The organism is Burkholderia lata, assembly GCF_000012945.1.
Classification (GTDB): domain Bacteria; phylum Pseudomonadota; class Gammaproteobacteria; order Burkholderiales; family Burkholderiaceae; genus Burkholderia; species Burkholderia lata.
Genome location: NC_007510.1, coordinates 977,066 through 996,204, shown reverse-complemented (window position 1 = coordinate 996,204; position 19,139 = coordinate 977,066). Strand labels below are relative to the sequence as shown.

The 19,139-nt window shown below is 63.8% G+C and carries 15 protein-coding genes; 12 read left to right on the top strand and 3 right to left on the bottom strand.

Annotation, left to right across the window (positions count from 1 at the left end; genetic code table 11):
• Positions 1 to 36 precede the first annotated feature (36 nt).
• Both pgl and BCEP18194_RS10420 read left to right on the top strand, forming a co-directional pair.
• A complete protein-coding gene (pgl, locus tag BCEP18194_RS10425) occupies positions 37 to 717 on the top strand; it encodes a 6-phosphogluconolactonase (protein ID WP_011351247.1) in 681 nt (226 codons plus the stop codon).
• Positions 695 to 2,623, top strand: a complete 1,929-nt coding sequence (locus BCEP18194_RS10420) for a bifunctional transcriptional regulator/glucokinase (RefSeq protein ID WP_011351246.1) — start codon at positions 695 to 697, stop codon at positions 2,621 to 2,623. The genes pgl and BCEP18194_RS10420 overlap by 23 nt, the downstream gene beginning before the upstream one ends.
• Positions 2,624 to 2,719: 96 nt before the next feature.
• Here the strand turns inward: BCEP18194_RS10420 and BCEP18194_RS10415 are convergent, their stop codons facing one another.
• Positions 2,720 to 3,937, bottom strand: coding sequence for a Bcr/CflA family multidrug efflux MFS transporter (locus tag BCEP18194_RS10415; protein WP_011351245.1), 1,218 nt, complete (start codon positions 3,935 to 3,937; stop codon positions 2,720 to 2,722).
• Positions 3,938 to 4,185: 248 nt separating this feature from the next.
• Here BCEP18194_RS10415 and BCEP18194_RS10410 point away from each other — a divergent pair, with 248 nt between their 5' ends.
• The 4 genes from BCEP18194_RS10410 to BCEP18194_RS10395 all read left to right on the top strand — a co-directional run bounded on the left by BCEP18194_RS10410 (position 4,186) and on the right by BCEP18194_RS10395 (position 7,900).
• Entirely contained in the window at positions 4,186 to 4,650 is a 465-nt protein-coding gene (locus tag BCEP18194_RS10410; RefSeq protein ID WP_011351244.1) for a hypothetical protein, read from the top strand.
• Positions 4,651 to 4,829: 179 nt separating this feature from the next.
• On the top strand, positions 4,830 to 6,113 hold the full coding sequence (gene hemL / locus BCEP18194_RS10405) for a glutamate-1-semialdehyde 2,1-aminomutase (protein WP_011351243.1): 1,284 nt from the start codon (positions 4,830 to 4,832) through the stop codon (positions 6,111 to 6,113).
• Positions 6,114 to 6,128: 15 nt separating this feature from the next.
• Positions 6,129 to 7,250: a bifunctional diaminohydroxyphosphoribosylaminopyrimidine deaminase/5-amino-6-(5-phosphoribosylamino)uracil reductase RibD gene (gene ribD, locus BCEP18194_RS10400; protein WP_011351242.1), complete on the top strand. Its 1,122-nt coding sequence runs from the start codon at positions 6,129 to 6,131 to the stop codon at positions 7,248 to 7,250.
• Between the two features lie 14 nt (positions 7,251 to 7,264).
• Positions 7,265 to 7,900, top strand: a complete 636-nt coding sequence (locus BCEP18194_RS10395) for a riboflavin synthase (RefSeq protein ID WP_011351241.1) — start codon at positions 7,265 to 7,267, stop codon at positions 7,898 to 7,900.
• 52 nt (positions 7,901 to 7,952) lie between these two features.
• On the opposite strand, the gene BCEP18194_RS38700 is transcribed toward BCEP18194_RS10395, so the two are convergent.
• On the bottom strand, positions 7,953 to 8,690 hold the full coding sequence (locus BCEP18194_RS38700; RefSeq protein WP_011351240.1) for a Shedu anti-phage system protein SduA domain-containing protein: 738 nt from the start codon (positions 8,688 to 8,690) through the stop codon (positions 7,953 to 7,955).
• 811 nt (positions 8,691 to 9,501) lie between these two features.
• On the opposite strand from BCEP18194_RS38700, the gene BCEP18194_RS39480 reads away from it, so the two are divergent.
• The 6 genes from BCEP18194_RS39480 (at position 9,502) to BCEP18194_RS10345 (ending at position 17,633) form a co-directional block, all read left to right on the top strand.
• On the top strand, positions 9,502 to 12,825 hold the full coding sequence (locus tag BCEP18194_RS39480; protein WP_011351239.1) for a 3'-5' exonuclease: 3,324 nt from the start codon (positions 9,502 to 9,504) through the stop codon (positions 12,823 to 12,825).
• 679 nt (positions 12,826 to 13,504) lie between these two features.
• Positions 13,505 to 14,023, top strand: a complete 519-nt coding sequence (locus tag BCEP18194_RS10365; protein ID WP_011351237.1) for a DUF1993 domain-containing protein — start codon at positions 13,505 to 13,507, stop codon at positions 14,021 to 14,023.
• A gap of 191 nt (positions 14,024 to 14,214) precedes the next feature.
• On the top strand, positions 14,215 to 15,357 hold the full coding sequence (ribBA, locus tag BCEP18194_RS10360; RefSeq protein WP_011351236.1) for a bifunctional 3,4-dihydroxy-2-butanone-4-phosphate synthase/GTP cyclohydrolase II: 1,143 nt from the start codon (positions 14,215 to 14,217) through the stop codon (positions 15,355 to 15,357).
• A 53-nt stretch (positions 15,358 to 15,410) separates the two neighbouring features.
• Positions 15,411 to 15,929: a 6,7-dimethyl-8-ribityllumazine synthase gene (ribH, locus tag BCEP18194_RS10355; protein WP_011351235.1), complete on the top strand. Its 519-nt coding sequence runs from the start codon at positions 15,411 to 15,413 to the stop codon at positions 15,927 to 15,929.
• Complete coding sequence (gene nusB / locus BCEP18194_RS10350; RefSeq protein ID WP_011351234.1) at positions 15,926 to 16,363, top strand: transcription antitermination factor NusB; 438 nt, start codon at positions 15,926 to 15,928, stop codon at positions 16,361 to 16,363. Before ribH ends, nusB begins: the two co-directional genes overlap by 4 nt.
• A 73-nt stretch (positions 16,364 to 16,436) precedes the next feature.
• Entirely contained in the window at positions 16,437 to 17,633 is a 1,197-nt protein-coding gene (locus BCEP18194_RS10345; protein WP_039371039.1) for a pyridoxal phosphate-dependent aminotransferase, read from the top strand.
• A gap of 99 nt (positions 17,634 to 17,732) precedes the next feature.
• On the opposite strand, the gene BCEP18194_RS10340 is transcribed toward BCEP18194_RS10345, so the two are convergent.
• Entirely contained in the window at positions 17,733 to 18,845 is a 1,113-nt protein-coding gene (locus BCEP18194_RS10340) for a lytic transglycosylase domain-containing protein (RefSeq protein ID WP_011351232.1), read from the bottom strand.
• Positions 18,846 to 19,139 lie beyond the last annotated feature (294 nt).

Sequence of the window (19,139 nt, the reverse complement as noted above, 5' to 3'; positions counted from 1 at the left end):
GTACGATTTGAACAGACAAAGCAGTCCGGAGGAGATGTGATCGAGATTCACGCTTTCGACACCCAGGAAGCGCAAAGCGAAGCGCTCGCGCGCGCCGTCGGCGATGCGCTGCGCGCCGCGCTCGCCGGCCCCGCGCGCCCGACGCTCGCGGTGTCGGGCGGCACGAGCCCGCGCCCGTTCCTGCAAACGCTGTCGCACACGGCGCTCGACTGGGCCGGCGTCGACGTGACGCTGGTCGACGACCGCTGGGTGCCGGAGGACGATGCAGCCAGCAACGCGCACCTCGTGCGCGACACGCTGCTGCAGCATGCAGCCGCCCCTGCCCGCTTCCTGCCGCTCGTCGATACGCGCGCCGCGCTCGACGCGCACGTCGCCGCGCTGAACGCGAACGCCGACTACCGCGTGCCGACCGTCGCCGTGCTCGGCATGGGCGAGGACGGCCATACCGCGTCGATCTTCGCCGATGCGCCCGAATGGGATCACGCGATCGCGACGCCCGAGCGTTTCGTCGCCGTCCATCCCGGCGTCGCGCCGCATGCGCGCGTGAGCTTCTCGCTCGATGCGCTCAAGCGCATTGACCGGCTGTTCCTGCTGATCGCGGGCAACGCGAAGCGCGCGGTGCTCGACGCCGCAGCCGCATCGTTGCAGAAGAACGCGATTTCCCAACTGGCCAACGACAAGGGGACCCAGCTCGATGTCTACTGGTGCGCAAAGTAAGGCGGCCGTCGCAGGCCAGCATGCCGACGGCCCGCGCCTGCTCGCGGACGTCGGCGGCACCAACGCGCGCTTCGCGCTGGAAACCGGCCCGGGCGACATCACGCAGATCCGCGTGTATCCCGGCGCCGACTATCCGACGCTCACCGACGCGATCCGCAAATACCTGAAGGACGTGAAGATCACCCGCGTGAACCACGCGGCGATCGCGATCGCCAATCCGGTCGACGGCGACCAGGTCACGATGACCAACCACGACTGGAGCTTCTCGATCGAGGCGACGCGCCGCGCGCTCGGCTTCGACACGCTGCTCGTCGTCAACGATTTCACCGCGCTCGCGATGGCGCTGCCGGGCCTGACCGACGCGCAGCGCGTGCAGATCGGCGGCGGCGCGCGCCGCCAGAACAGCGTGATCGGGCTGCTCGGGCCCGGCACCGGGCTCGGCGTGTCGGGGCTGATTCCGGCCGACGACCGCTGGATCGCGCTCGGCAGCGAAGGCGGCCACGCATCGTTCGCACCGCAGGACGAGCGCGAGGACCTGGTGCTGCAGTACGCGCGCAAGAAGTTTCCGCACGTGTCGTTCGAACGCGTGTGCGCGGGCCCCGGCATGGAGATCATCTATCGCGCGCTCGCCGCGCGCGACAAGAAGCGCGTGGCCGCGACCGTCGACACGGTCGAGATCGTCGAACGCGCGCATGCGGGCGACGCACTCGCGCTCGAGACGGTTGAATGCTTCTGCGGAATTCTCGGCGCGTTCGCGGGCAGCGTCGCGCTGACGCTCGGCGCGCTCGGCGGCGTGTACATCGGCGGCGGTGTCGCGCTGAAGCTCGGCGAACTGTTCACGCGCTCGTCGTTCCGCGCGCGCTTCGAGGCAAAGGGCCGCTTCACGCACTACCTCGAGAACATCCCGACCTACCTGATCACCGCCGAATACCCGGCGTTCCTCGGCGTATCGGCGATCCTCGCGGAGCAGCTGTCGAACCGCTCGGGCGGTGCGTCGTCGGCCGTGTTCGAGCGGATCCGCCAGATGCGCGACGCACTGACGCCGGCCGAGCGCCGCGTCGCCGATCTCGCACTGAACCACCCGCGCTCGATCATCAACGATCCGATCGTCGACATCGCACGCAAGGCCGACGTGAGCCAGCCGACCGTGATCCGCTTCTGCCGCTCGCTCGGCTGCCAGGGGCTGTCGGACTTCAAGCTGAAGCTCGCCACCGGCCTCACCGGCACGATCCCGATGAGCCACAGCCAGGTGCATCTCGGCGACACGGCCACCGACTTCGGCGCGAAGGTGCTCGACAACACGGTGTCCGCGATCCTGCAGTTGCGCGAGCACCTGAATTTCGAGCACGTCGAGAACGCGATCGAGATCCTGAACGGCGCGCGGCGCATCGAGTTCTACGGGCTCGGCAACTCGAACATCGTCGCGCAGGACGCGCATTACAAGTTCTTCCGCTTCGGGATCCCGACGATCGCGTACGGCGACCTGTACATGCAGGCCGCATCGGCCGCGCTGCTCGGCAAGGGCGACGTGATCGTCGCGGTGTCGAAGTCGGGGCGCGCGCCCGAGCTGCTGCGCGTGCTCGACGTCGCGATGCAGGCCGGCGCGAAGGTGATCGCGATCACGTCGAGCAACACGCCGCTCGCAAAGCGCGCGACCGTCGCGCTCGAAACCGACCACATCGAGATGCGCGAGTCGCAGCTGTCGATGATCTCGCGGATCCTGCATCTGCTGATGATCGACATCCTCGCGGTGGGCGTCGCGATCCGTCGTGCATCGACGAACGGCGAACTGCCCGAGGCCGTCGCGCAGGCGAAGGCCCGTGCGAGCGACGACGAAACGGCCGACGTGCTCGACTGGCTGAGCCACGGTGCATCGCCGGCGGCGAAGGACGTCGCGCGGGATTGACGCGGTGCGGCGGCAGCCGCTTCCCGCGTTCGAAACAAAAACGCCACCGGCGCAGCGCGCGCGGTGGCGTTTTTCATTTTGCCGTCAGGCCGCGGTTCAGGCGCCCGCCTTGACGGGCCGCCCGTGCCAGCGCAGCACGAGGTAGCGGCCGGCGAAACACAGCACGCCCGAGATGCCGATCGTCACGCCCATCGCGAACGGCGTGCCGTCCGCGAGTGCGCCGATCGCGACGCTCGCGAGCGCGCCGAGCGCCAGCTGCATCGCGCCGAACACGGCCGCCGACGCGCCCGCGTTGTGCGGATAGCGATGCATGAGGTCGGTCGTGCAGTTCGCGGACAGGATCCCGACCACGCCGACCACGAAGAACAGGCACACGACGATCGACCACAGCCCGCCCCACCCCGTCAGCGCGACGAGCGCGACCGCGAGCGACGCGATGCAGCTCACGAGCGACGCGGCCGCGATGATGCGCAGCGAACCGATGCGGCCGACGAGCCGCGTGTTCGCGAAGTTGCCGATCATGATGCCGACGACGTTCAGGCCGAACAGCAGCCCGTAGTGTTGCGGCGACACGTGGAAATACTCGATGTACACGAATGGCGTGGCGGTGATGTACGAGAACATCGACGCAAATGCCATCCCGCCGCACAGCATGTGGCCCCAGGCAACGGGGTCGGACAGGATGCGCCCGTACGACGCGAACGACGCGAGCACGGCCGCGCTCTTGCGCCGCTCCTTCGGCCAGGTTTCGGGCACGCGCAGGTACGCGGTCGCCGCGCACACCGCGCCGAACACGGCCAGCACGACGAACACGCCGCGCCAACCGGAGAAGCGCAGGATCTGCCCGCCGATCAGCGGCGCAAGCAACGGCCCCACCGCGGTGACGATCGCGACCATCGACAGCACCTTCGCGGCGTCGGTCGGCTCGTGCGCGTCGCGCGCGATCGCTCGCGACAGCACCGACGCCGCGCCGGCGCCAAGTGCCTGCAGGAAGCGCACGATGATCAGCATGTCGATCGAAGTCGACACGAAGCAGCCGATGCTCGCGAGCGTGAACAGCGCGATGCCGCCGAGCAGCACGGGGCGTCGGCCCCACGTGTCGGACAGCGGGCCGTACAGCAGCATGCCGACCGAGAAGCCGGCCATGAAGCTCGTCAGCGTGCGCTGCGCGGCGCCGGGGCTGACGGAGAAGCCGTCGGCGATCGACGGCAGGCTCGGCAGGTACATGTCGGTAGCGATCGGCCCGCAGGCGGCGAGCGCGCCGAGCAACAGGATCAGCCGGGCATCGGGCCGGCGTCGGATGACGTGAGACATGGGTATCCGGAATGGAGCCCGTGCGCATCGGGGCGCGCGTGGCGGTGAAGACGGGAGGCCGCGCCGCGAACGGTGCGCCCAGGCCCATGATTGTACGCGCAACTTTTTTTCGTGCTGGCGGCGCGAGTGCACGACGGGCCGAAAAGCACCGGCGTGGCGCCGGCCACGCGGGATCGCGCGCGGGGATTCGATTAAGCTTGCAGCTCCTCGCCCCTCTTGTCTGACCAATACGACGCCCGACCGAACCGATGACCGCTTTCCTGTTGATCTGGAGCCCCAAGAAATGGCCGTGGCCCGAACTGCCCGACGTCGCCGCGCGCGTGAAGGCCGGCGAGGCCGTGCATGACGTGTGGGGCTGCGGCTTCGCGCGCGGCATCCTGCCGGGCGACCGCGTGTTCCTGCATCGCGTCGCGAAGGAACCCAAGGGCGTGTTCGGCTCCGGCTACGTGACGCGCGCGCCGTACGAGGTGCCCGATCCGTCGACGAAGCGCGGCTACCGGCTGTGCATCGACTTCGTATACGACTGGCTGGTCGATGCGCACCAGGACGTGGTGATCGCGCGCGACGCGTTGCGCGTCCATCCGTACTCGGTGCAGACCTGGGATGCGCAGAGCTCCGGCACGGTGATCAAGCCGATGGTCGAAGGCCCGCTCGAGAAGCGCTGGGCCGAGCTGACCGGCAAGCGCAAGCCGCCGCCCTTGCCGGATCGATAACGGGGCCGAATCGCTCGCTCTTCCTTCCAGGCTCGCGTGATGATCCCTCGCGCGCCGATACGCCGCAGACCGCGCCGCGGGCTCGCCGCGCGCGTCTCCGGTACAATCGGACGATCGTTCCGCCCAGGCGCCGCGGCCCGTGCACAGGCCCCCGCGCCCCTCTCTCGCAGGTTTCGTCCATGTCCAACAATCAGATCCTCTTCGAACGCGCCCAGAAGACCATTCCCGGCGGCGTCAACTCGCCGGTGCGCGCATTCCGTTCGGTCGGCGGCACGCCGCGCTTCGTCGCGCGCGCGCAAGGCCCGTATTTCTGGGATGCCGACGGCAAGCAGTACATCGACTACATCGGCTCGTGGGGCCCGATGATCGTCGGCCACGTCCATCCGGAAGTGCTGTCGGCCGTGCAGAACGTGCTCGCCGATGGTTTCTCGTTCGGCGCGCCGACCGAAGCCGAGATCGAGATCGCCGAGGAAATCTGCAAGCTCGTGCCGTCGATCGAGCAGGTGCGGATGGTGTCGAGCGGCACCGAGGCCACGATGAGCGCGCTGCGTCTCGCGCGCGGCTTCACCGGCCGCAGCCGCATCGTCAAGTTCGAGGGCTGCTACCACGGCCACGCGGACAGCCTGCTCGTGAAGGCCGGCTCGGGCCTGCTGACGTTCGGCAACCCGACGTCGGCCGGCGTGCCCGCCGACATCGCTAAACACACGACCGTCCTCGAATACAACAACGTCGCCGCGCTCGAAGAAGCGTTCGGCGCGTTCGGCGACGAGATCGCCGCCGTGATCGTCGAGCCGGTCGCGGGCAACATGAACCTCGTGCGCGGCACGCCGGAATTCCTGAACGCGCTGCGCGCGCTGTGCACGAAGCACGGCGCCGTGCTGATCTTCGACGAAGTGATGTGCGGGTTCCGCGTCGCGCTCGGCGGCGCACAGCAACATTACGGGATCACGGCCGACCTCACCTGCCTCGGCAAGGTGATCGGCGGCGGGATGCCGGCTGCCGCGTTCGGCGGCCGCCGCGACATCATGGCCCACCTCGCGCCGCTCGGCGGCGTCTACCAGGCCGGCACGCTGTCGGGCAACCCGATCGCGGTCGCCGCGGGCTTGAAGACGCTGCAGTTGATCCAGGCACCTGGCTTCTACGACGCGCTCACCGCGCAGACGAAGCGGCTCGCCGACGGCCTCGCGGCCGAAGCGCGTGCGGCCGGCGTGCCGTTCGTGGCCGACTCGATCGGCGCGATGTTCGGCCTCTACTTCACCGAACGCGTGCCGACCAGCTTCGCCGAAGTGACGAAGAGCGATACCGAGCGCTTCAACCGCTTCTTCCACCTGATGCTCGACGAAGGCGTGTACTTCGCGCCGTCCGCGTACGAGGCCGGCTTCGTGTCGAGCACGCACGACGACGCGGTGATCGACGCGACGCTCGCGGCCGCGCGCCGCGCATTCGCGGCACTCGCTGCCTGACCCGGGTCCGCGCGCATGTTCTCGGATATCGATTTCGCCCACATGCAGCGCGCGCTGACGCTCGCCGCGCGCGGCATGTATACGACGGCGCCGAACCCGCGTGTCGGCTGCGTGATCGTCAAGGACGGCGAGGTGATCGGCGAAGGCTTCACGCAGCCGGCCGGCCAGGATCACGCTGAAGTGCAGGCGCTGAAGGACGCGCGTGCCCGCGGCTACGACGTTGCCGGTTCGACCGTCTACGTGACGCTCGAGCCGTGCAGCCATTTCGGCCGCACGCCGCCGTGCGCGAACGCGCTGATCGAAGCACGCGTCGCGAAGGTCGTCGCCGCGATGGAAGACCCGAACCCGCAGGTATCGGGGCGCGGTCTCGGGATGCTGCGCGACGCGGGCATCGACGTGCGCTGCGGGCTGCTCGCGCATGAAGCCGGTGAGCTGAACATCGGCTTCGTGTCGCGGATGACGCGCGGCCGCCCGTGGGTGCGGATGAAGACCGCCGCGTCGCTCGACGGCCGCACCGCGCTGCCGTCCGGCGAAAGCCAGTGGATCACCGGCGAGGCCGCGCGCCTCGACGGGCATGCGTGGCGTGCGCGCGCCTGCGCGATCCTCACCGGCATCGGCACCGTGCGCGAAGACAATCCGCTGCTGACCGTGCGCGGCATCGACACGCCGCGCCAGCCGCAGCGCATCCTGGTGGACAGCCGCCTCGACCTGCCGCTCGATGCGCGGCTGCTCGAAGGCGCGCCGCTGCTGATCTTCTGCGGCCGGCTCGACGCCGCCAGTGAATTACGTGCGAACGTGCTGAAGGCCCGTGGCGCGGAAATCGTGCCGATCGCGAATGCGCAAGGCAAGGTCGACCTGCCCGCGATGCTGGCAGCGCTCGGCGCGCGCGGCGTCAACGAGCTGCACGTCGAGGCGGGCCACAAGCTGAACGGCTCGCTGCTGCGCGAGCAGTGCGTCGACGAATTGCTCGTCTACCTCGCGCCGAGCCTGCTGGGCGCCGATGCGGCCGGCATGTTCGACCTCGCGGCTCCGGCGAACCTCGACGCACGTACGCGGTTGTCGTTCCACGGGTTCGAGCGGGTCGGCGACGATCTGCGAATCCTCGCGCGCTTCGCGCCGCCCGACGCCGCTCACTGAACGGGAGCGTCACGATGTTTAGCGGCATTGTCGCGGCCGTCGGCCGTATCGAATCGATCCAGCCGCTCGGCGCGTCGGCCGATGCGGGTGTGCGCCTCACCGTGCTGGCCGGCGGGCTCGACCTCGCCGATGTGGCGCTCGGCGACAGCATCGCGATCCAGGGCGCATGCATGACGGTGATCGAAAAATCCGACGCCGCGTTCGACGTCGACGTGTCGCGCGAAAGCCTGAACCGCACAGTCGGCCTCGCAACACCCGGCGACGTGAACCTCGAGAAGGCATTGCGCGCGCACGACCGCCTCGGCGGGCACATCGTGTCGGGTCATGTGGACGGACTCGGCACGGTGTCGCGGTTCGAGCCCGTCGGCGAATCGCACGAACTGCGCATCGTCGCGCCGCGCGAACTCGGCCGCTATCTCGCGTACAAGGGGTCGATCACGGTCAACGGCGTGAGCCTGACCGTCAACACGATCGACGATCGCGCGGACGGCTGCGAGTTCTCGATCAACCTGATTCCGCATACGGTCGAGGTCACGACGCTGCGGCACGTGAAAGCCGGCGACAAGGTCAATCTCAAAGTCGACATGATCGCGCGGTATGTCGAACGAATGATGAGCGCGGCTAAGGACAGCCATATGACATCGAAATAGTTAGTATTTTAGTGATTCAACTGTGCCACCAACTCACTAAAACTAAAACTCGTCACGCCGACCCACCATCCTTCAGTGGTCCATCCAAAGCTACTGCAACCGACGCGTCGGCAATGGATGCATCGGCATCTGCCGCGGGGCCGTAAGTATCGAGCTCCCACTCAGCCTCGGACACTACCTCGTCGTACGTAATACTTTTCACTTTATGCCCGGCGGTTAAGACGTTCTTCGATCTCCAAGCAAGACGTTGTCTCTGATTGTCATCGAGGAACTCGTCGCGACCGATCACTAAAACGAATTCTGCCTCGAAGTCGTTCGATGAACCAAAATGCGCTCGGAAGTTGTCAGTCTTCTCTTCATCTTTCAAAATCCGAATCCAATCGACCATCTGACTCGTTCCATGCTCGAATCGCTGTGCCCAGTCGAAGTATGGAGACTTTCCCATGAGCCCATTGAACTGGTCCGGCTTGCGCTCAACAAAAATACTGTTCTGCTTGGCGTCCTCAATCTCTATGAAGCAAAATTTCTTGTGGCGGAAATTTGCAACAGCGAAGTCGCATCGAAGTTTATCAAGAATCCAATATTCCGATGCAATTAGGTTGGGATCCGCAACACCGCCGAATGCCGAGGCAATAATCGATACAAGGTTCGGGGATTTTTTAAAAATCGGAGAAAGATGAGCGTCCTCGTCCAGCGACAGATTTTGACCCTTCTTGAGGGTATTCTTCAAAATGTCACACTCGGTCCGGAGGAGCGTTTTATCAAAGCTAAACTGTTTGAAGCCTTTCACCTGACTCCCCCCGCGAATTTTCGCAGATCAGCGTGAGCCGCGATATCAACCAATTCGATTGCATCTCTCTCGGTTCGGCGAAAAATCATCCGATAGTCGTCAAACAATCTGGTAACCCACAATTGGCCGCGATCGTCATTCTCTCGATGAAAGCGTGGCTGCTCTAGCTTATGAGATTGGGTAATCAACACGTCAATCGGGGCAGCCTCGATAGCGGAGAGTCGATTCCGTAGCCGAGGTTGGACTGAGTTATCGAGCAAGTCTGCCTTCCGCTCGAATCTCTGTGAGAAGTACAATCGCGTATTCATTTGCGGACCCATGTGGGTTGCGGGACATTTGTCGTAGTTGTAAGGATACAGCACGCCGATAGCGCCGGTCGACGCGATCAGGTTACGAACCGCCGGCGAACGTTTTAACGCCCGCAGAGCATTCGTCCAATTCGCTGCGTCAACGACGCTTCGTCGTGAGGCGCGTGATCGTTTCACCAAGATTGTAGCGCCGAGAAGGCTCGCGTATCCGCCCCTCCCGCCACGCGCCCGATACAGCCCAACTGCCGACAGGTTGACGCAGGCTTGCCGCGAGCTCATTACGGAACGGAGGTTGTCAATGCTTCACTGGCACCTTCCGGTGGACCAGTGGCCTCGTTACACGGGTTTTCGCTCGTATGCTCCCATGCCTTGTCGGGGACTGCATACACTTCCATTTCGAGCGAGCCTAATGCGCCCAAGGCCCTACATATCCGGCGCAGGCTACAGTTCCGTGCGGCCAGACCGACCTCCGACGGCCTTCACTAGCCCTCCGCTGTCAGAGGTTGATCGATGCGCTACGCACGCGCTGCCCTGATGGGAGCCGCGAAGATGGCGGGCTGCATACATTTGTCTTTTCTGTACCGTTACGACGATGGCAAAATGGCAGCGAAACGATCGCATTTATGCTGCTATTTGAGGCGATTGCCACAACGGGGATCAGACCAGAAATGACACAGAACAAGATTGAATTCATACAGGGGGCGGATTTCACCGCATCGCTCAAGAAGCTGTATCAGAAGGGGGGGCAGTATCAGAAGGCCGGAGAACGCGTGTTTCAGGCTTGGGGTAAAGCACGGATCGGAGAATCGACTTTCGCTTCCGTTTTCGACGGTCTCACGCTGACAACTCGCGGCGAATCAAGGATCATGCATTGCCGGAAATTTGACCTCACCGGATACGCTCGACTTGTAACGGCATACAGCAACAACCTGTGCATTTTTCTATTTGCCGGCGATCACGAGACAGTCGACAACTGGCTCGATACCAACAAAGGACTGGATTTTATTGCCCGAGAACAGGATGGCGGTTTTAGCGTTGCACCAGTGTACGTTTCGGATCGCCAAGAGGGAAGAAAGGGTCTAGTTCATTCCGAGATCGATTGGATGAGCAGCGGTCCAGTCATTGATCAGTTGCCCGGGCGCTACAGAACCCGCCTTCTGGTCGGATTGAACGAAGAAGTGTTGACTCACATTCACCATGTTGAATCGGATACTTCAGAAGATTTCATCCTCGAAATCGCTAGCAAGATCGAACACCAAAATCAGGCTGATGCCGTTTTGGACGTCCTACTAGCATTACGATCCGGAGATCTTGTACGAGCTAAGTCGCGCATCGATCTGATGGATAATGAAGCGAGAAAAGTCGAGACGCTCACCAACGCAGAAACTGAAAAAATTGTATCCGGGGACGCAACAGTACGCGTACAAGATATCGATCCAATCTTGTTCGAGCATTTCGTCAAGACCGCTGATTTCAAGCAATGGATGCTCTATCTGCATCCTAGACAGCGTGAGTTCGTCGATCGCGACTTTCCTGGACCTACCCGGCTAGCAGGCGTGTCCGGTTCGGGCAAGACATGTGTGGTGATCCATCGCGCGTTACGTCTAGCCAGAGTCGCCCCGGAGAAGCAAGTGCTCGTGCTCACGCTGAATGAGGCACTTGCGAGACTGATCGACGAACTCATTGATGCTGAGTGTGGTCCCGCACGACCAAAAAACTTACGCGTGAAGTCTGTCTTTGCGCTGTGCCGAGAAAAATTGATAACACTAGACCCTGGCAAGCGGGACTACTATGGCAAACGAATTGTGCAACGCAATGAATTCGCCGCAGCAGAACATATTGACGATATTTGGGAAGAATACTTTCACTGCCAAGCCAATAACCAAGACGCGGATGTTATGTTTGATGTTGTTCGCACGCTTCTTGCTCGTGGCGTCTTGCCCCAAGACTACCTCCGACAGGAGCTGGACTATGCACGGAGCGCATTCGGGCCAGGAGAGCGCGATGCGTATCTCGGAATGGATCGGGTTGGACGGGTAATTGGTTTGGAAGGACGCTATCGCGAGGCTGTCCTGCGCGGCCTAGCTGGTTGGGAAAAGAAGATGGCCGCTGTAGGGGCGATTGATGACGGAGGCATCGTTACCGCATTGTCGCCGCATCTGGAAGCGCTGCAACCAGAATTTGATCACGTCTTAGTAGATGAGGTGCAGGATCTAGGAACGCTAGAGCTTCGCATTGTTCGCCGGTTGACACGTGAAGGAGAAAACGACCTATTCCTCTGCGGAGACGCCGCACAGACCGTACATACGAAGTATTTGCATATGAAGGACGCCGGTGTTGATCTTCCCTCACAACGCTGGATCCGCTTGAATCAAAATTATAGGAATAGCCGTCAGATTCTCACCGCTGCGTATGAGGTCTTGACTCGATCGTTCGGGAAAATTCCCACCGGCACAGTCGACCTCGAAATCCTACAGCCCGAGTTCGCCAACTTCTCATCCGCCAAGCCGCTTCTCTTACGAGCCAGGTCCATAAGTGAGGAATTGTCATTCGCACTTGCCTACGCGCGCGACAATCTCCAGGGCATGCCGAGCCACAAGATATGCATAGCCGTCTGTGGCTACTCCCAGCCAGCCATTGAACAAATGGCGACGAGTCTCGGGCTATCCGCGCTCTGTGGTACAACCGACGTGTCAGCACAGTCGCTCTTTGTTTCCGATTTGGAGCAGACTAAAGGTTTCGAATTCGACCTGATGATCGTATTGAATTGTCGTGACGGTGTGATTCCTCACCCAAATTTACCCGAACACGAATCATATCGAGAATTATGTAAGCTCTACGTAGCACTAACCCGTGCAAAAAAAGAGCTAGTCGTGAGCTACCATTCAACGCTTTCGAACTTCATTGCGAGTGCCGAGGATTGCTTCAATCCTGCGAGTTGGTATGAACATGGCAACCAAGGCGGCGACTTGACGGCCTTCGTCTGGCCATCACCATCGTTGCGACAGGTCGGAAATATTTCGAACTGGTCGGTGTCTGGCAAAGAGTTCTTACGTATGCGCGAGGCTGTTGGCCTAACTGCATCGGCCCAAGATCAGATTCTCCAGCGCGTAACCGGAATAGTTCGAACGGAAGCACGCGCTGGCGGCGGAGGCCGCACAAAGCAGATTGAATGGAAGGAATTCGGCAGCTTTTTCCAAGATATGGAGAGTCCTCTCTCGAGAGCCGGGATATTGAGTAATGAAGCGTGGGATGAACTGAAAGCGCGATTAGAATCGCAAATAATGACGCACGGCCCTGACAGCGTCGGCGCAGAGCAAGCAACTGCAAGCGCCGGCAACGCCACGAATGCCAGCAGCCCAGCGACAGTCGGCACGGGCCCGAGCCCACGCATGATGCTCTTTAGGCATGAAGACGTCCTGACGTTCCCTGAGCAGCAGCGCCGGGCGCATATTTTGGCGTCGATGTGTGTGGCGCAGGGCGTATCAGGCGCCATTGAGTTGGGAATGGCTCGGCCCATGCCGTATCCGATTTTGAGCTTCCTGATTCCTCGACAAGAGATCGCCACGTGGCTGCAAACGCAATATCTGCGCGTTATGCGAAACGATCCAAACGCAATGGCACTAACGAAGGCCGGCCTTGATGAATGCAAACGCCTACTCGAAAATTTCACACTCGTGCAGCAAGTGAGTGATTGTAAGGACATGATCTTGTCGGGGCAGGCCCGTGACGCCAAAGTTCATTTTTACGAACGGTCTTTTCCGTTGCTCATCGCAACAAATGTGGCGCAGGCAAAGTCTTTTGAAGCAGCTGAAGGAGACAAATGACTCTTATGACCGATACTCCTGCCCACCAGCCTTACATCGGATCTGCTAGGCACATCTTCTAAGGAACCGTTTAGAACGCAAACGTTACTATTTGACCGTGGTTTTGACGGCATCCCAACAACCTTCTAAGCCGATCCTTACGTGAGGCAAACGCTCCCGGTGAGACTCACAACATAATCTTTGAGGGTATGTCGAGCAGATAATGCCGGCATCGCACGGCGTCCATCAGGATGATTGCTGCGGGTTTCGTTCGGTTCCCTTCGGAAAGCAGACTGGCGGCTCGGTCTGGTATGGTCCGGGCACCGCAGCCTTTCCGTCACTTGCCGGTCATCGTGCCGGTCACGCATGGGTACCGGACGAACTGACGCACGATGCATTCTTTCATCTGCGCTGGCGAATGCTCGGCCTTCCCGATGTCCATCACGCCACAGCCGATGCGTGTAGCTCGCATCCAACCCTGCGTCATACAGAGTCCACCGACCGGTCAACGCCGACTGCCGCGGCCGATCAAATGATGCTCTTCGCATCCGCTCGCTGGCCCTGATGTATCGCGCACCTGGCCTGACAGCCAACGACGCGCACGGGCCGTCCCGTCGCGCTAAGATGCAACGGCAGCGGATTCGGCGCCGCGACGCACGTCGCGTACCAGCCGCCCTCTTTTCCACCAGGAGTCGTCCCCATGTCCATCTCGATGTACCAGGCTTCGCTGCCCGTGCTGATCCGTGGCCTGACCAACCTGCAGCACATCCTCGGCAAGGCGCAGGCTCATGCGACCGAAAAGCAGATCGATCCGTCGGTGTTCGTCGGCGCCCGCCTGTACCCGGACATGCTGCCGCTCGTCCGCCAGGTCTACATCGCGACCGACACGGCCAAGGGCTGCGCCGCGCGCCTCGCCGATGTCGAGATCCCGAGCTACCCGGACGTCGAGCAGACCTTCGACGAACTGCACGCACGCATCCAGAAGACGATCGACTACCTGAAAAGCTTCGACGCCGCGCAGATCGACGGCAGCGAGGCGCGCCAGATCGTGCTGAAGATGCGCGTCGGCCCGATCGAGTTCAGCGGCCAGTCGTACCTGCTGAATTTCGTGCTGCCCAATTTCTTCTTCCACGTGACGACCGCGTACGACATCCTGCGCCACAGCGGCGTCGAGCTCGGCAAGCTCGACTACCTGGGCGGGCGCGACCAGCACACGTGACGCGCGGCCGGGCAAAGCCCGGCCTGCTACCGTCCGCACCCGGGCGCACCACGCGCGGCGGCCATGCCAGGCCTGCCGCGAAGGCCGGCCGCGGCGCTTTCCGGAGCGCTTGCCGGCCGCGCGCGGCCCATGCCAGCCGAAACGTCGTCCGGCTGGCGTAAAATACGCACTTTCCTCTTTCACGCCCCCTTATGACGCTCGCCTCCACGCTCGACATCATCGCCGAGCTGAAAGCCGGCCGGATGGTGATCCTGGTCGACGAAGAAGACCGCGAAAACGAGGGCGACCTCGTGATCGCCGCCGAATTCGTCACGCCGGAAGCGATCAACTTCATGGCCAAGTACGGCCGCGGCCTGGTTTGTCTGACGTTGACGCAGGAACGCTGCAAGCAGCTGCACCTGCCGCTGATGACCTACCGCAACGGCACGCAGTACGGCACCGCCTTCACGGTCAGCATCGAAGCGGCCGAAGGCGTGACGACCGGCATCTCGGCCGCCGACCGTGCGCGCACGATCGCCACGGCGGTCGCGCATGACGTGCGTCCCGAGCACATCGTGCAGCCGGGCCACGTGTTCCCGATCATGGCGCAGCCGGGTGGCGTGCTCGTCCGCGCGGGCCATACCGAGGCCGGTTGCGACTTCACCGCGCTTGCGGGCCTCACGCCGGCCGCGGTGATCTGCGAGATCATCAAGGACGACGGCACGATGGCGCGCCTGCCCGACCTGATCGAGTTCGCGCAGGAACACAACCTGAAGATCGGCACGATCGCCGACCTGATCCAGTACCGCAGCCGCACCGAATCGATCATCGAGCGGATCGCCGAGCGCACGATGCAGACCGCGCACGGCACGTTCCGCGCGGTGCTGTACCGCGACCAGCCGAGCGGCTCGCCGCACATCGCGCTGGTGCGCGGTGCGCCGTCGCCGGACGTCGATACGCCGGTGCGCGTGCACGAGCCGCTGTCGGTGCTCGACCTGCTCGAGACGGGCGTGTCGACGCACTCGTGGACGCTCGACGCCGCCATGCGCGAGATCGCGGAACGCGACCTCGGCGTGATCGTGCTGCTCAACTGCGGCGACACGAAGGAACACCTGATCGACGTCTTCAAGGCGTTCGACGAGGAAGAAAAGGCCGCTGCGCTCAAGCGCCGGCCGGTTGATTTCAAGACGTTCGGCATCGGCGCGCAGATCCTGCGCGATGTCGGCGTCAGCAAGATGCAGGTGCTGTCGAATCCGCGCAAGCTGGGCAGCATGTCCGGCTACGGCCTGGAAGTCACGGGCTTCATTCCGATGCCCGGCGGCGAAGCCAAGTCCTGCCCGGCGTCCAACGCGTAACCCGCCACGGCGCTTTCGCCCTATAACCGTTCATCCACACCACGGACAAGATCATGGAAATCGGACAATACCAACCGAATCTCGAAGGCGACGGCCTGCGTATCGGCATCGTGCAATCGCGCTTCAACGAGCCCGTGTGCAACGGCCTCGCCGACGCGTGCGTCGAGGAACTGGAACGCCTCGGCGTCACCGGTGAAGACGTGCTGCTCGTGTCGGTGCCCGGCGCGCTGGAAATCCCGCTCGCGCTGCAGAAGCTCGCGGAAAGCGGCCAGTTCGACGCGCTGATCGCGCTCGGCGCAGTGATCCGCGGCGAGACCTACCACTTCGAACTCGTGTCGAACGAGAGCGGCGCGGGCATCACCCGCATCGGCCTCGACTTCAACCTGCCGATCGCGAACGCGGTCCTGACGACCGAAAACGACGAGCAGGCCGTCGCGCGCATGACCGAAAAGGGTCGTGACGCCGCACGCGTCGCCGTCGAGATGGCCAACCTGACGATGGCACTCGACCAGCTCGGCGATGACGACGAGGACGAAGAGGAAGACGAAGACGACGAAGAGGAGCGCGCATGAAGAAGAGCGCCCGCCGACAATCGCGCGAGCTGGCGACGCAGGGGCTGTACCAGTGGCTGCTGTCGAACGCGTCCTCCGGTGAGATCGACGCGCAACTGCGCGGCGCGCTCGGCTACGACAAGGCTGACAAGGAGCTGCTCGAGGCGATCCTGCACGGCGTGATCCGCGAGCACGCGACGCTCGTCGAAGCGCTGACGCCGTCGCTCGACCGCCCGATCGAGCAGCTGTCGCCGGTCGAACGCGCCGTGCTGCTGATCGCGACGTTCGAGCTCACGCACCACGTCGAAACGCCGTACCGCGTGATCATCAACGAAGCTGTCGAACTCGCGAAGACGTTCGGTGGCTCCGACGGCTACAAGTACGTGAACGGCGTGCTCGACAAGCTCGCCGCGAAGCTGCGCCCCGCCGAAACGCAGGCGCGCCGCAACGGCTGAACCCGTTGGTCCGGAACGGGCGCGCATGCGCCCGTTTTTTCTTTTGCCTCGCCTCCCTCGCCCTGCCCGCCCGATGAATACCGCCACCGATTCGCTCGTCAGACTCGCCGCACGTGTCGACGCGATCCAGCCCTTCTACGTGATGGAATTGATGAAGGAGGCACAGCGTCTCGAGTCCTCCGGGCGCGATGTTATCCACATGGGCATCGGCGAGCCGGATTTCACCGCGCCGGAGCCGGTCGTCGAAGCGGCCGCGGCTGCACTGCGCCGCGGCGTCACCCAATATACGAGCGCGCTCGGCATTGCGCCGCTGCGCGAGGCGATCGCCGCGCACTACGCGCGCGCGTACGGCCTCACGATCAGTCCGGAACGGATCGTCGTGACGGCCGGCGCGTCTGCCGCGCTGCTGCTCGCGTGCCTCGCGCTCGTCGGGCGTGACGACGAGGTGCTGATGCCCGACCCGTCGTATCCGTGCAACCGGCACTTCGTCGCGGCGGCCGAAGGCCGTGCGGTGCTCGTGCCGAGCGGCCCGGACGCGCGCTTCCAGCTCACCGAGGATGACGTCCGTACGCGCTGGGGCGACCGCACGCGCGGCGTGCTGCTCGCGTCGCCGTCGAACCCGACCGGCACGTCGCTCGAACCCGACGAACTGAAACGGATCGTCGAAGCCGTGCGCGCACGCGGCGGCTTCACGATCGTCGACGAGATCTACCAGGGGCTCAGCTACGACGCGGCGCCCGTGTCGGCGCTGTCGTTCGGCGACGACGTCGTCACCGTGAACAGCTTCTCCAAGTATTTCAGCATGACGGGCTGGCGGCTCGGCTGGCTGGTCGTGCCGCCCGCGCTGGTCGGCACGTTCGAGAAGCTGGCGCAGAACCTGTTCATCTGCCCGTCCGCGCTCGCGCAGCACGCGGCGCTCGCGTGCTTCGAGCCGGCCGCGCTCGATATCTACGAAGCGCGCCGCCTCGAATTCAAGCGCCGCCGCGACTTCATCGCACCGGCGCTCGAGCGGCTCGGCTTCACGGTGCCCGTGATGCCGGACGGCGCGTTCTATGTCTATGCGCACTGCGGCGGCGTCGCCCACCCGGCAGCCGGCGACAGCGCCGCACTCACGACGGCGATGCTGCACGACGCGGGCGTCGTGCTGGTGCCCGGCATGGACTTCGGCGTCCATGCGCCACGCGACTATATCCGCCTGTCCTATGCGACCGCCTACTCGCGGCTCGAGGAAGCGGTCGACCGACTCGCGACGCTGTTCGGGCAGCACTGACACGCGGCGGTGCGGCGGCCATTCCGCGTACCGTAAAAACAAAAAGGCACCCGGATCGGGTGCCTTTTTCCTTTCCTGCCTGCCGGAGCGATGCGTAAGTTACGCGCCCAGCTCCGAATGGTCGCTGTGCGCCTGCTTCGCGGTATCGACGCTCGCGTCGTCCTGCGACGTGGCTTCCTTCGATGCCGTCGACTTCGCCGACGTTTCGAGCGTCGCATGCACGCGCTTCGCGCCGCCTGCGGCTGCCGTCACGGCAGCGGCCGTGACGATCGGCTTCGCCGGTGCCTGCGGTGCATTGACCGGCACGCTACGGCCACGCGCGACGTCACGCAGGCGACCGCGCTCGGCCATCACCTTCGAACCGTAGCCGTTGTCCTCGGGGTTCGTCGAGCCGTTGTACATGCGCAGGCCCGTCGCGAGCGAGCCGCCACGTGCGATGCAGTCCTTCAGCACGAGTGCGCCGACCTGGAGGTTCGCGAGCGGCTGCAGCGCGGTATCGGTGCCGCCGAAATACTCGAACTTGTCGGAATGGACCTTCGACATGACCTGCATCAGGCCCTTCGCGCCGACGCCGCTTTCCGCGTACGGGTTGAAGCCCGATTCGATCGCCATCACGGACAGCAGCAGCAGCGGATCGAGGCCGACGTCACGGCCGGTCTGGAACGCAGCCTTGACGAGCTGGCCAAGCGGCTCCTGGGCGACACGGTAACGGCGCGACAGGTAGGTCGCGACGAGCGCCTGTTCGCGATTCGATGCGAGCGCACGGTCGTCACGCGCATCGGCTGCCACGCGCTGGGTCGGGATCAGCTTCGCAAGCGCGACGGGCGACGGGCCGTTACGGGCCGGATCGGACGCATCGCCCTGCGCGGCGGCGGCTTCCGGTGCGACGTCGAGGCCGACCGCAAGCGCGTCCGTTTCGGGGCTGTTGTCTTCCTGCTGCGGCTGCGCGCCGGCGGGCGCGAAGTTCGGCAGCGGATGGCCGGTCAGCAGACGGGCCGGGCCAGCTTGCACGGCCGCGGATACGACCGGCATCAGCTTCGCGGCAAGCGTGCCGCGGACGGTTGGCAGCAGCCACAGTGCAAGTGCAACTGCGACAGCGAGACAGCCGACAACGCTGAAAAGATGGTGACTGACACGCGTCCCGCGACGCAGCATGCTGCGCACGAACTGCGCATGCTGCTCACTAGGACGCCACGATAACCAAGCGTTCATTCAGATCATCTCCCATGAACATGACTCGTGCGGCTCGCTCAGCTCGATGGCGAGACAGGTAACGCGCCGCGGAATCACGACGCCGCACGCTTTGGTTGGGGCGTGCAAGCATCGGGGAAACGGTATAAGTACCGTTCGAGGCCACGGTGTAAGAGGGCCGGCGCCTTCGCACACTGGGCGAGGCGGGCATACGCGGTGGCACCCACGTAAAAAACCAGCGTCTGGTGGCGCTGGCCGGGACTACAACTCAAGCCGTCGGATACGCCGTGCAGGATTCGGCGGACGGTGACGCGC

Coding starts and splice junctions, on each gene's coding strand:
- BCEP18194_RS10420 (WP_011351246.1), top strand. CDS start 695: ATGTCTACTGGTGCGCAAAGTAAGGCGGCCGTCGCAGGCCAGCATGCC.
- BCEP18194_RS10415 (WP_011351245.1), bottom strand. CDS start 3,937: ATGTCTCACGTCATCCGACGCCGGCCCGATGCCCGGCTGATCCTGTTG.
- BCEP18194_RS10410 (WP_011351244.1), top strand. CDS start 4,186: ATGACCGCTTTCCTGTTGATCTGGAGCCCCAAGAAATGGCCGTGGCCC.
- hemL (WP_011351243.1), top strand. CDS start 4,830: ATGTCCAACAATCAGATCCTCTTCGAACGCGCCCAGAAGACCATTCCC.
- ribD (WP_011351242.1), top strand. CDS start 6,129: ATGTTCTCGGATATCGATTTCGCCCACATGCAGCGCGCGCTGACGCTC.
- BCEP18194_RS10395 (WP_011351241.1), top strand. CDS start 7,265: ATGTTTAGCGGCATTGTCGCGGCCGTCGGCCGTATCGAATCGATCCAG.
- BCEP18194_RS10365 (WP_011351237.1), top strand. CDS start 13,505: ATGTCCATCTCGATGTACCAGGCTTCGCTGCCCGTGCTGATCCGTGGC.
- ribBA (WP_011351236.1), top strand. CDS start 14,215: ATGACGCTCGCCTCCACGCTCGACATCATCGCCGAGCTGAAAGCCGGC.
- ribH (WP_011351235.1), top strand. CDS start 15,411: ATGGAAATCGGACAATACCAACCGAATCTCGAAGGCGACGGCCTGCGT.
- nusB (WP_011351234.1), top strand. CDS start 15,926: ATGAAGAAGAGCGCCCGCCGACAATCGCGCGAGCTGGCGACGCAGGGG.
- BCEP18194_RS10345 (WP_039371039.1), top strand. CDS start 16,437: ATGAATACCGCCACCGATTCGCTCGTCAGACTCGCCGCACGTGTCGAC.
- BCEP18194_RS10340 (WP_011351232.1), bottom strand. CDS start 18,845: ATGAACGCTTGGTTATCGTGGCGTCCTAGTGAGCAGCATGCGCAGTTC.